We start from the raw sequence: 12,284 nt of genomic DNA on the forward strand, positions 1-12,284 counted from the left end.
TGTCAAACCCAGGTAAGGTTCTTCGCTTTGCATCGAATTAAACCACGTGCTCCACCGCTTGTGCGGGCCCCCGTCAATTCCTTTGAGTTTCAGCCTTGCGGCCGTACTCCCCAGGCGGGGTGCTTAATGCGTTAGCTACGGCACGGAGAGATTACCTCCCCACACCTAGCACCCATCGTTTACGGCGTGGACTACCCGGGTATCTAATCCGGTTTGCTCCCCACGCTTTCGGGTCTCAGCGTCAGGCGCCGTCCAGGAGGCCGCCTTCGCCACCGGTGTTCCTCCCGATATCTACGGATTTCACCCCTACACCGGGAATTCCGCCTCCCTCTCCGGGCCTCAAGCCAAGCAGTATCGGATGCACTTCCGGAGTTGAGCCCCGGGCTTTCACATCCGACTTACCCGGCCGCCTACACCCGCTTTACGCCCAGTGATTCCGGACAACGCTCGCCACCTCCGTATTACCGCGGCTGCTGGCACGGAGTTAGCCGTGGCTTCTTCTGTGGGTACCGTCAGCCCTGGAGGTTATTAGCCTCCAGGGGTTTCTTCCCCACTGAAAGGGCTTTACGACCCGAAGGCCTTCTTCACCCACGCGGCGTCGCTGGGTCAGGGTTTCCCCCATTGCCCAATATTCCCCACTGCTGCCTCCCGTAGGAGTCTGGCCCGTGTTCCAGTGCCAGTGTGGCTGACCACCCTCTCAGGCCAGCTACCCGTCGTTGCCTTGGTGAGCCATTACCTCACCAACAAGCTGATGGGACGCGGGCCCATCCTCGGGCAGAAGCTTGCATGCAGAGGCCTCCTTTAATCCCTAAGGCTTGCACCCAGAGACATTATCCGGTATTAGCCCCCCTTTCGGGAGGTTATCCCAGACCCGAGGGTAGGTTACCCACGCGTTACTCACCCGTGCGCCGCTTTACTCCCAAGGCCGAAGCCCTGGTTTCTCGCGCGACTTGCATGTGTTAGGCACGCCGCCAGCGTTCGTCCTGAGCCAGGATCAAACCCTCCAGTTAAAACCGAAGGCACCTTGCCTAGCCTAAGCCAAGCAAGGCCAAAACTCTTACGCCCGCCGGTCACTATTCAGTTTTCAAAGATCAGTCGCCAAAATGGCGATTTTATTAATAACTTTTTTCAATCGCCCTGTCAAGATCTCTCCTTCTGGGCCTGCCAAAGGGTTTCTCTTAAGGCCCAAAGCCTCTTTCTTTACCTCTTCGGCAATTTACCTCTTCGGCAAGCAATAAGAGAGAAAGGGCAACTGAGGTCTGTTCCCAAAGAGCAATGTAAAGCGTCGGCTAATATAGCGACCTTTCTCCCGGTGTCAAGCCCCAACTATCAATTTTAAGAAACGACGTTTGCCAACCTTGAGGACAAAGGTGCCCGGAGCAAGTTCAAGATCTTCTGAATCAAGCTTGCGGCCATCTAAAGAGATGGCCCTTTGTTTTATTAAGCGTCTAGCCTCAGAGGTACTAGAGGCAAGTCCTTCCTCCTTAAGAAGACGGGGAAGCCAAAGGGGGCCTGCCGAAAGACGGGCCTCGGGGATATCCTCTGGGGCCTCTCCCCGAGAAAACGTGGCCTCAAAAGCCTCGGCCGCTCCCTTAGCGGCCTCTGCCCCGTGAAAACGGCTGACGATTTCCAGGGCCAGCCGTTTTTTTACCTCTTTGGGATGTTCTCTCCCCTCCTCTACGGCCCGCCTAAGGGCCTTAATCTCGGAGAGACTTAAATCACTGAGGAGTTCGTAATAACGCCACATAAGTTCATCGGAAATAGACATCAGCTTCCCAAACATCTCTTTTGGGGATTCGGTAATACCCACATAGTTCCCCAGGCTTTTACTCATTTTCTGCACCCCATCAAGGCCTTCAAGAATAGGCACTGTAATGATGACCTGGGGTTCCTGGCCATATTCTCTCTGGATCTCGCGGCCAACTAAAAGGTTGAAGAGCTGATCGGATCCCCCAAGTTCAACGTCGGCCTTAAGGGCCACCGAATCGTAGGCCTGGATAAGTGGATAGATGAGTTCATGGATGGCTATGGGACGACCGCCCTGAAAACGTTTTTTAAAATCTTCCCGTTCAAGCATTCGGGCCACCGTATACTTAGAACAAAGACGGATAAAATCCATAGCCCCCATCTCCAACATCCACTGACTATTGAAAACCACCTCTGTTCTCTCGGGATCAAGGATCTTAAAGACTTGTTCCTTATAAGTCCGGGCGTTCTCTAAGACCTGTTCCCGGGTAAGGGGCGGCCGAGTCTCGCTTTTGCCCGTGGGATCGCCGATCATACCAGTAAAGTCCCCGATCAGAAAAAACACTTGATGGCCCAGGTCCTGAAAATGTTTCATCTTCTGGAGCAGAACCGTGTGGCCGAGGTGGAGATCAGGAGCAGTGGGATCAAAGCCAGCTTTTATCCTTAAAGGCTTTCCCGTCGACAGAGAGCGTTCCAACTTTCTCCGAAGCTCCTCTTCAGAGACGATATCTACCGTACCCCGTCTCAGATATCCCAGCTGTTCTTCTACTGACTTCATGACTCCTCCCCGATCACAAAAACTTCCGCAGACGAATAATAGATAATGCCCGGCCCGTAGTATCCTCTGCCTCTATCAAAACAGCCTCAAGGACGGCCGGACCTCTTTTAGGAACCTCCAGTTTCCTGGGGACCTGGAGGAGAAAAAGCTCCAGGGCTTGGTCAGGACGCATTCCAATAACAGATTCTCTCATCCCCGTCATGCCCACATCTGTAATATAGGCGCTCCCCCCCGGAAGCACCCTTTCATCAGCTGTCTGAACGTGGGTATGGGTCCCTACCACTGCAGTTACCAGACCATCTAGATGAAAAGAAAGGGCTATCTTCTCACTCGTGGCCTCCGCATGAAAATCAACCAAGATCAGGGGCGTCTTCTCTCTTAGTTTTTGGGCCAGCCCTTGACCCAGACGAAAAGGACAATCCAGAGGGCGCATAAAGATCCGGCCTTCTAAATTGATAACTCCCATTAAAAGGCCCTCTTTTTCTACAAGAGCGTATCCCCGCCCCGGTGCCCCCTGAGGATAGTTTGCCGGCCGGATCACCCGCTCGGCCCGGTCAAGATAGGGCAGGAATTCGCGACGCCAGATGTGATTACCAGAGGTAAGAACATCAATGCCTAACTCTAGAAGCTCCTCAGCTATCTTTTCTGTAAGACCATAACCACCGGCGGCATTTTCTCCGTTAGCAACTATAAAATTAGGGGAAAACTCCCTCTTCAGAAAAGGCAGAGTCTGCTTTAAGGCCTTGCGGCCCGGGCTACCCACGATATCGCCGATAAATAGAAGCCGAATTTTATTTGGCATATTCTACGGCCCGCGTCTCCCGGATCACTGTAACTTTGATCTGTCCAGGATAAGTGAGCTCCTTTTCTATCTTTTTGGTGATATCGCGGCACAAAAGAGCTGTCTCTGTGTCTGAAAGACGCCCAGAGTCCACCATGATCCGGATCTCACGGCCAGCCTGTATGGCAAAGGCTTTCTGAACCCCAGGAAAGGAGTAAGCAATCCGCTCCAGGTCTTCCAGACGTTTGATGTAAGTCTCAAGCATCTCTCGTCTGGCCCCCGGCCTAGCCCCGGAGAGGGCATCGGCCGCCTGAACTAAAACCGCCAGCGGGGTCTCGCAAGGGACGTCCTCATGGTGGGCGGCAATGGCCTGGATGATCTCCTCATCTTCCCCATATCTTTTGGCCAACTCCGCCCCGATCAGGGCATGGGGCCCCTCGACCTCATGATCAACAGCCTTTCCAATATCGTGAAGGAGACCAGCCCGTTTGGCCTTCTTTACGTCAAGCCCCAACTCACCAGCCATAAGACCACAAAGAAAGGCCACCTCCACTGAATGTTGGAGGACATTCTGGGCATAGCTAGTGCGATATTTAAGCCGCCCCAAAAGCTTAACCAATTCCGGATGGATCCCATAGACCCCAACATCAAAGGTGACCCGCTCTCCAACCTCCTTTATGGTCACCTCCATCTCTTCCTCTACCTTGCGGACCACCTCTTCAATGCGAGCTGGATGGATCCGGCCATCGGAGATGAGACGTTCAAGAGCGATGCGGGCGATCTCTCGACGCAGAGGGCTATATGCCGAAAGGACTACTGCCTCCGGGGTATCATCAATAATGAGGTCAACTCCTGTAGCTGCCTCTAAGGCCCGAATATTTCGTCCTTCCCGGCCAATAATACGGCCCTTCATCTCTTCGTTGGGTAGGGGAACTACTGAGACGGTCTTCTCAGCTACATATTCCCCAGCATAACGGGCAATGGCCAGGGCGATGATTTCTTTAGCCTTCCGGTCAGCCACTTCTTTGATTTCCGATTCCACCCGCATAATGATCCGGGCGGCATCCTCTCGAACCTCTTCTTCTACCTTTTTGAGGATCAGTTCCCGAGCCTCCTCAGTGGTAAGGCCTGATATCTTCTCAAGTTCAACCTTTTGGGCGGCCACGATCTCTGACAATTCCGTCTCTCGGCTAGCCAGACGGCCTTCGGCCTCCTTGAGACTCTTCTCTCGCCTCTCAAGCTCCGTTTCCCGCTTCTCAAGCTGTTCAAGACGACGCTCAATCTGATGTTCCCTGTCGGCCAAGCGGCGTTCGACCTTTTGGATCTCCTGCTTCTCACGCTCTAGCTCTTGACGGGCCTTTTCTTTAAGACGAACAACTTCCTCTCGGGCCTGGATCTGGGCTTCTTTCTTGATCTGGTCGGCCTCCCTGCGGGCCTTGTCCCGGATCTCAAAGGCTACCTTCTCTGCCGAACCAATCGTCTGCTCGTATTGACGAGCCTTAAGAATAAAGCCCAAAGGTAAGCCAATACCCAATCCCAGAAGAACAGCCAGAATGATGTAAGCAACTTCCATATGCGGGGCACCTCCTCAGACATTCGGCCACACCCCGCAGGGCACAAGTGGGCAGGATTATGGGTGAAGGGAAAACACTGGAAGGATGAAAAGGATCAAATAAAATAGCCTAAAAAAACCTTTCACCTCCGTGTCAAATATAGTGAATTTTGGTCAAGTATTTTTGTGTTTTTATATGTCCATAGCCTCAAAAGGCCGGACTTGATCCTCACTTCACCCGCTGCCCACAAAAGGCATACCACATATTTTGACCCTTACGGGATATAGCCACCCCCCCGCAGTGCCGTGTTAACTGGCCGTTTGAACCTGACATTTTAAGGTGGGTGACCTATTCGCCCCTCCGGCTCCTTCACCGGCAAAACCGGCGAAGTCTGCACTCAGGACGAAGGGAGGTCTCCCATGCCAGGTAATGTTGGCTCAACGGACCTACCGTTAATCACGCACACCGCAGGGGGAACTTTTTGTCTCCACTAGCCGTTGGTCAATCTCTTCGACCAAGCGTTTAGTCTCTCTAGCAACCTCCTCTCTTAAAGTGACATAATCTCGAGCAATATTCAATAGGAGCAAAACAGCCACCTTTATGGGCGGCAATGGACGACCTTCCAGATTGAGATCCTCCATCCGGCGATAAACATAGGAAACCACCTCCTGAGCGGTCTCCTCCGGGAGATCCGTACGGAATCGATATTCCTGGCCTAAAAAAGTGAAGATGATCTCCGTCAACCTGGAAATTGCTCTCTTTCGAGTTGGTCAAGCTTAGCTATCAGGGCCAAAACCTTATCCCTAAAAAGACCTCTTTCTTCCCTCAAGCGAGCAACTTCAGCTTCTCGCTCCTTAAGGAGCCTCTCTAAGGTCTCCTTTTCCTTCTTAAGCTCAAGAAAACCGTTTAAAAGGCGTTCAAGCCGCTCTTCCAGTTGAGCAATTTCTGGCAGTTCCATAATGCCTCCTGATCAAATTTTACTCCTCTGGTCCAATGATTGTATGGGGAGGGATCCGGGCCCAGGCCGACACCTGGGCATCAATTAGAACAGATCCTGGACCAATCTCGGCCCCACGTCTGATCACCGTGTTGCCCCGAATTACCGCCCCTGGCCAGATAATAACATCTGGCTCAATGATGACAGAGGGTTCAAGATAAATGGTCTCAGGAAGTTTTAAGGTGATCCCCTCCTTCATGAATCTCTCTCGCAACCGAGAAAGCATAATACCCTCAACCTGGGCTAGTTGGAAACGATCATTTACCCCCAGGATCTCCGAGGGATCTTCCAGGCGACTGGTGTTTACTTTAAAGGAGTGTTTATCGGCCCAGGCAACAATATCGGTGAGATAGTATTCTCCCTGGGCATTATCAGGAGATAGATCCTTTAGGGCGGTGGCCAAAAAGGACCTTTTGGCCAGATAAACCCCAGCATTGATCTCTTTAATCTTCCGGATTTCAAAAGAAGCATCCCTTTCTTCTACTATGGCCAAGGGACGCCCCGAAGAGGCCCGGAGAACACGGCCATACCCAGAAGGATCTTCAAGCTCGGCGGTAAGAAAGGTTAGATCAGCCTGAGATTCCCGGTGTTGTCTCCAAAGATCAGTAAGAGTGTGAGAGGAAAGAAGAGGAGTATCTCCACAGATAATTAAGACTTCTTCGGCCTCCAAGGTATCCAGAGCTATCCAAACGGCATGCCCCGTACCTAATTGTTTCTCCTGACAGACAAAATCAAGTCCGTAGTCGACAAAAGCCGCTCTTACAGCCTGGGCCTGATGGCCAACGACCACCAAAATCTGCCTGGGAAAAAGGGGTTTTAAGGCCTCCAGGACATAGGCCAACATGGGGCGCCCCAGAATTTCGTGGAGGACCTTGGGGCGTTGGGATTTCATCCTCGTACCCTTACCGGCAGCAAGGACCAAGGCCGCAAGCTCCATTTTAAGACCTCCCCGCCGATTAAGCTTTACTCTTTCCCTCAGAAAAACAAAAAGGCAAGCCAAAATGGCTTGCCTTTTTGTAACCAACTTTATGGCCCAACCTTTATCGAGCGCCTCCAGCGTGTTCAGCAACCTTTATCCTTGTTAGGGCCCGTTGAAGGGCAGCCTGAGCTCGGGCCATATCAATGCGTTCCTTTTTGGCTGCAGCTTCTTGAAGACGTCTTTCAGCTCTTTCTTTAGCCCTCATCGCCCGTTCTACATCTATCTCGTGGGCCTTCTCTGCAGCCTCAGCCAGAAAGGTAATCTTATTTTTGGAGACCTCACAAAATCCCCCACTTATGGCCACAAATTCCTCTCGCCCGTCAACTTTATAGCGAAGCTCCCCTATCTTGATGGTAGCCACCATAGGAGCGTGGTTAGCCAGGACTCCAAATTCTCCCGCCACCCCAGGAGCAGTAACAATATCTACCTCTTCGGAGACCACCAACCGACTGGGGGTGACTATTTCCAAGAGAATTTTATTCGGCATAGAAATTAGCCTCCTGCCGCCATCTTCTGAGCCTTCTCAACGGCTTCCTCAATGGTACCAACCATGTAGAAGGCCTGTTCCGGAAGATCGTCATGTTTACCATCCAGGATTTCCTTAAATCCCCGGACAGTATCTTCAATCTTTACATATCGGCCAGGAGTCCCCGTAAACTGTTCAGCCACGTGGAATGGCTGAGAGAGGAAACGCTGAATCTTCCGGGCCCGCCCGACAATAAGCTTGTCTTCGTCAGAAAGTTCATCCATCCCCAAGATGGCAATGATATCCTGAAGATCTTTATATCTTTGAAGAACCTGCTGCACTCCTCGGGCCACCTGATAGTGTTCCTCTCCCAAAACATTAGGATCAAGGATTCGAGACATTGAATCAAGGGGATCCACGGCAGGATAGATTCCAAGCTCCGCAATCTGTCGAGAAAGAACCACCGTTCCGTCTAGATGGGCAAAGGTTGTCGCCGGAGCCGGATCAGTTAGGTCGTCAGCCGGCACGTAAACACACTGGACCGAAGTGATCGACCCCTTTGTGGTCGAAGTAATCCGTTCCTGAAGCTCACCAAGGTCTGTGGCCAAGGTCGGCTGATAACCCACAGCCGAAGGAATACGCCCGAGAAGAGCCGAAACTTCAGAACCAGCCTGGGTAAAACGAAAGATATTGTCAATAAAAAGAAGCACATCTTGGCCTTGCTCGTCCCGGAAATATTCGGCCACTGTAACTCCAGTAAGAGCAACCCGAGCTCGAGCACCAGGGGGCTCATTCATCTGTCCGTAGACCAGAGCTGCTTTGGAGATAACTCCGGAGTGCTTCATTTCGAGATAAAGATCGTTACCCTCACGGGTACGTTCTCCCACGCCACAAAAGACAGAGATCCCACCGTGCTCCATAGCAATATTGTGGATCATCTCCATCATAACGACCGTTTTACCCACTCCTGCACCCCCAAAGGTGCCCATCTTGCCACCTCGAGGGAAGGGGACAAGGAGATCCAAGACCTTGATCCCTGTCTCCAAGACCTTAATGGTCACGTCCTGATCCGTAAAGGTCGGAGCCGGCCGGTGGATAGGATAAGTCACCTTGGCATCAATAGGGCCAGCTTCATCCACCGGATCACCAACAACATTCATGATCCGCCCCAAAGTGGCCTCACCCACCGGCACCTTAATAGGGGCCCCGGTGGCCCGAGCCTTCATGCCCCGCTGCAGACCATCGGTGGTATCCATAGCGATGGTCCGGACCATGTTGTCTCCCAGATGCTGGGCCACTTCCAGAGTGAGGTTTTCCTCACGATCATCGATAGCTGGGTTGGTAACCTTAATGGCCTCCAGTATAGCCGGCACCTTCCCTGGAGGGAATTCAACATCGACAACCGGCCCCATTACCTGAACTATCTTGCCGTAGTTGGCTTCGCTCATATCTATCCATTCCTCCTTAAAAGGTCAGTGTTCCTTAAAAATAAAAAGGATCTAGCCCTTAAGGGCTTCCGCACCACCGACAATATCCATCAACTCCTTAGTAATAGAGGCCTGACGAGTTTTATTAAAAAGAAGCGTCAGACTGTGGACCATGTCCCCACCGGCCCGGTTGGCATTGTCCATAGCTGTCATCCGGGCAGCCTGCTCACTAGCTGCCGTCTCCAACATCCCCCTGAAGACTTGAGTATTCACATACATGGGAAGGAGTTGCTGGAAGATCTCTTCTGCCGAAGGCTCATAAATATAAGCTACTCCCTGGGCCGGGGTAGCCCCTTCCTCCTGTTCAATGGTGATGGGAAGAAGTTTTTCAGTCTTGGGTACCTGGCGGACAACATTAATAAAAAGACCATAAATTATGTAAACTTCATCAGTCTTGGCCTCGACAAAGTCATTCATTACTTCCCGGGCTATCTCCCGGGCATTAAAAATCTCAAAACGGGCCATAATGTCTGTGTAACCCTTCCTCATATTAAAAGGAGATTTACGAAAATAATCAGCCCCTTTCCGCCCCACACAGACAAAAGAAACTTCCTTGCCCTCGCCCTGAAGAGAACGAGCAAACTTCTCAGCAGCATTGATGAGATTGGCATTAAAGGCCCCACAGAGGCCACGATCAGCAGTAATCAAAAGAATCTCAACCCTTTTGGGTTCCCGCACCTGCATGAGAGGAAACTGGGCTGGATCAATGGCCCCTGAGGCCGCCAGATCTACAATGACTTCTCTAAACTTACTGGCATAGGGACGGAATTTTTCCATTCGGGCTTGAGCAGTACGCAATTTAGCCGCCGCCACCATGTTCATGGCCCGAGTAATCTGACCAATCTTCTTTACTGCGTCGATCTTGCGACGAATATCTCTGAGGTTAGGCATCGCTCCTCACCCTTAGGACAGGCCGTGAGCCTGTTTGAATTGCTGATTGAACTCAGTGAGCATACCTTTCATCTTCTCTTCAAGCTCAGGGCTAATCTCCTTCTTTTCTGCAATCTCTTTATAGACCTCCGGATATTTGCTCTCTACAAATTCATAGAGCTCGCGTTCATAATCTTGTAAAACCTCCACTGGAAGTTCATCTAAAAATCCCCTGGTACCCGCAAAAAGGATACAGACCTGCTTTTCCAAAGGAAGAGGCTGATATTGAGGCTGCTTGAGGATTTCAGTCAACCTCATGCCCCGGTTGAGCTGGGCCTGGGTAGCCTTATCAAGCTCAGAACCAAACTGGGCAAAAGCAGCCAACTCTCGATATTGAGCCAACTCCAGACGAAGCCGGCCAGCCACCTGCTTCATGGCCTTGACCTGAGCGGCTCCACCGACTCGAGAGACAGAAAGACCAACGTTAATTGCCGGACGAATACCGGCAAAAAAGAGACCTGGCTCAAGATAAACCTGACCATCAGTAATAGAGATAACGTTGGTTGGGATATAGGCCGAGACGTCACCCTGCAAGGTCTCAATTATAGGCAGGGCAGTGAGACTGCCACCACCCTTGCTTTCGTGCAACTTGGCCGCCCTCTCCAGAAGGCGAGAGTGGTTGTAGAAAATATCTCCGGGGAAGGCCTCACGTCCAGGAGGACGGCGAAGGAGAAGCGAGACCTCCCGATAGGCATTGGCCTGTTTGGAAAGATCATCATAGATAATCAAGGCATGGCGCCCAGAGTCCCGAAAGTATTCTCCCATCGCACACCCGGCATAAGGGGCAATAAATTGGAGAGTGGCCGGGTCAGAGGCACAAGCAGCAACCACCGTCGTATACTCCATGGCCCCGTGGCGTCGAAGGACCTCCACCACTTGAGCTACAGTGGATTTCTTCTGACCTACGGCAACATAAATACAATAAATATCACTGTCTTTCTGATTAATAATCGCATCGACACAAATGGCTGTCTTCCCTGTCTGACGATCACCAATAATAAGCTCTCGCTGCCCACGACCGATCGGGGTCATCGCATCAATGGCCTTAATGCCAGTATACATAGGCTCATGAACCGGTCGGCGAGCGATAATCCCGGGAGCCTTAACCTCAATCCGTCGGAACTCCTTGGCATCTATTGGCCCCTTACCATCCAGAGGACGCCCCAAAGGATCAACTACACGTCCCAAGACGGCCTCACCAACAGGAACCTCAGCGATACGCCCAGTCCGCTTACAAAGATCCCCCTCTTTGATGTGGTGGGCCTCACCCATGATAGGGACACCGACGTTATCTACCTCAAGATTGAGGGCAATACCCATCTCCCCACCAGGAAACTCTATGAGCTCCATAGCTTGGCAATTACGCAAACCATAGACGCGGGCGATCCCATCACCCACGGAGATGACTACCCCCATCTCATTTAGATCTACCTTCTTCTCGTACTCCTCAATCTGCTTTTTTATGAGATCACTGATTTCCGAAGCTTTAATCTGAGTCATGAGGCCACCTCACCCCTTCTTATAGATTCTTTAAATTTTTCAAGCTGGGCCCTGATACTCCCATCAAGGACAAGATCTCCAATCCGGGCCACCACCCCTCCAATAATTGAGGGATCTACTTCCATCTCTATAATTACCTTCTGACCGACAACCTTCTCCAAGGCCTCGGCCAACCTTTGCCGATCTTCCTCAGAAAACTCCACCGCAGCCACTACCTTGGCCCTGCTTATACCTAACTCCTCATCCATAAGCTCCTGATAGGCCTCGGCGATCTGGGTAATATAGTGGATGCGGCGCTTCTCCACCAAGAGCCGCAAAAACTTGGCCACCGAATCAACTACACTCAAGGCCTTAATGAGCTCCTCGACAATCTGAAGCTTGAGATCCGGCGGAAAGACCGGATTCTCAAGGGCCGCCAAGATATCAGGGGCCTCCTGCAAGAAAGCAGCCAATCGGTTTAACTCCTGGCCGTACTCCTTAAACTGGCCATCCTCCTTACCAACAGCAAAAAGACCTCGGGCGTATTTGAGAGCGATTACCTTTCGCGTCAATGTACCTGCACCACCTTTTCAATAAATTCGCCTACTAGGCGTTTTTGATCCTCTGGAGTGATATTCTTCTTGATGATGTCCTCGGCCATCTTAACAGCCAAGCCCGCAACCTCTTCACGAAGCTGTTGACGGGCCCTTTCCAGCTCCTGCTGAACATAGAATTCTGCCTGTTGCTTGATACGCTCTGCCGTCTCTTGGGCCTCAGCAATAATACGAGCCTTCTCTCTTTCGCCCTGCTCAACAAAGGCCTCCATAATCTGACGGGCCTCTTCCTCCAAACCCGAAAGACGTTGCTCGTACTCCCTGTAGCGAGCCTCCGCCTCCCGGCGCCTGGACTCTAGCTCCTCCAGACGAGCCTCAATGCCTTCGCGACGCTCCCGAAAAGCCTGAGAGACAGGAACCTTACCAAACTTCACCAAGATAAAGACCAAAAGAACAAAATTTACCGTCCACCAGATAAGATTCCTAATCTGCGAAGGGGTTACTCCGTGATGCTCGCCCTCACCATGAGCAGCA

11 protein-coding genes, 1 rRNA gene, 1 other RNA gene and 1 pseudogene are annotated in these 12,284 nt (G+C 51.7%); all 14 read right to left on the minus strand.

Going from position 1 to position 12,284, the window contains the following annotated elements; genetic code table 11:
- A 16S ribosomal RNA gene (locus ACXJJX_RS07935) occupies positions 1 to 1,010 on the minus strand; the annotation flags it as partial.
- Between the two features lie 305 nt (positions 1,011 to 1,315).
- Entirely contained in the window at positions 1,316 to 2,524 is a 1,209-nt protein-coding gene (tyrS, locus tag ACXJJX_RS07940) for a tyrosine--tRNA ligase (RefSeq protein ID WP_456433939.1), read from the minus strand.
- Between the two features lie 13 nt (positions 2,525 to 2,537).
- A complete protein-coding gene (locus tag ACXJJX_RS07945; protein ID WP_456433940.1) occupies positions 2,538 to 3,326 on the minus strand; it encodes a TIGR00282 family metallophosphoesterase in 789 nt (262 codons plus the stop codon).
- Positions 3,316 to 4,878 carry a ribonuclease Y gene (gene rny / locus ACXJJX_RS07950; RefSeq protein ID WP_456433942.1) on the minus strand — a complete coding sequence of 521 codons (1,563 nt, stop codon included), beginning with the start codon at positions 4,876 to 4,878 and terminating at the stop codon, positions 3,316 to 3,318. The genes ACXJJX_RS07945 and rny overlap by 11 nt, the downstream gene beginning before the upstream one ends.
- Before the next feature lie 268 nt (positions 4,879 to 5,146).
- A non-coding RNA gene (gene ssrS, locus ACXJJX_RS07955) (6S RNA) lies at positions 5,147 to 5,335 on the minus strand.
- A 32-nt stretch (positions 5,336 to 5,367) separates the two neighbouring features.
- Positions 5,368 to 5,601: pseudogene (locus ACXJJX_RS07960) on the minus strand (cell division protein ZapA); the annotation flags it as partial.
- The gene (locus tag ACXJJX_RS07965) at positions 5,598 to 5,816 is read right to left on the minus strand and encodes a hypothetical protein (protein WP_456433944.1); all 219 of its coding nucleotides are present in this window, start codon (positions 5,814 to 5,816) and stop codon (positions 5,598 to 5,600) included. The pseudogene ACXJJX_RS07960 and the gene ACXJJX_RS07965, both read right to left, overlap by 4 nt.
- Positions 5,817 to 5,835: 19 nt before the next feature.
- Positions 5,836 to 6,792, minus strand: a complete 957-nt coding sequence (locus ACXJJX_RS07970) for a bifunctional UDP-N-acetylglucosamine diphosphorylase/glucosamine-1-phosphate N-acetyltransferase GlmU (protein WP_456433946.1) — start codon at positions 6,790 to 6,792, stop codon at positions 5,836 to 5,838.
- 103 nt (positions 6,793 to 6,895) lie between these two features.
- Positions 6,896 to 7,321, minus strand: coding sequence for a F0F1 ATP synthase subunit epsilon (locus tag ACXJJX_RS07975; protein ID WP_456433948.1), 426 nt, complete (start codon positions 7,319 to 7,321; stop codon positions 6,896 to 6,898).
- A 5-nt stretch (positions 7,322 to 7,326) separates the two neighbouring features.
- Positions 7,327 to 8,748 carry a F0F1 ATP synthase subunit beta gene (atpD, locus tag ACXJJX_RS07980; protein ID WP_456433950.1) on the minus strand — a complete coding sequence of 474 codons (1,422 nt, stop codon included), beginning with the start codon at positions 8,746 to 8,748 and terminating at the stop codon, positions 7,327 to 7,329.
- Between the two features lie 51 nt (positions 8,749 to 8,799).
- Positions 8,800 to 9,678, minus strand: coding sequence for an ATP synthase F1 subunit gamma (gene atpG / locus ACXJJX_RS07985; RefSeq protein ID WP_456433952.1), 879 nt, complete (start codon positions 9,676 to 9,678; stop codon positions 8,800 to 8,802).
- A gap of 12 nt (positions 9,679 to 9,690) precedes the next feature.
- Positions 9,691 to 11,217 carry a F0F1 ATP synthase subunit alpha gene (gene atpA, locus ACXJJX_RS07990; protein WP_456433954.1) on the minus strand — a complete coding sequence of 509 codons (1,527 nt, stop codon included), beginning with the start codon at positions 11,215 to 11,217 and terminating at the stop codon, positions 9,691 to 9,693.
- Positions 11,214 to 11,768: an ATP synthase F1 subunit delta gene (atpH, locus tag ACXJJX_RS07995; protein ID WP_456433956.1), complete on the minus strand. Its 555-nt coding sequence runs from the start codon at positions 11,766 to 11,768 to the stop codon at positions 11,214 to 11,216. The genes atpA and atpH overlap by 4 nt, the downstream gene beginning before the upstream one ends.
- The coding region (gene atpF / locus ACXJJX_RS08000; protein ID WP_456433958.1) for a F0F1 ATP synthase subunit B at positions 11,765 to 12,284 on the minus strand (520 nt) is incomplete at its 5' end. The genes atpH and atpF, both read right to left, overlap by 4 nt.

The sequence above is a fragment of the Thermosulfuriphilus sp. genome, assembly GCF_054026695.1.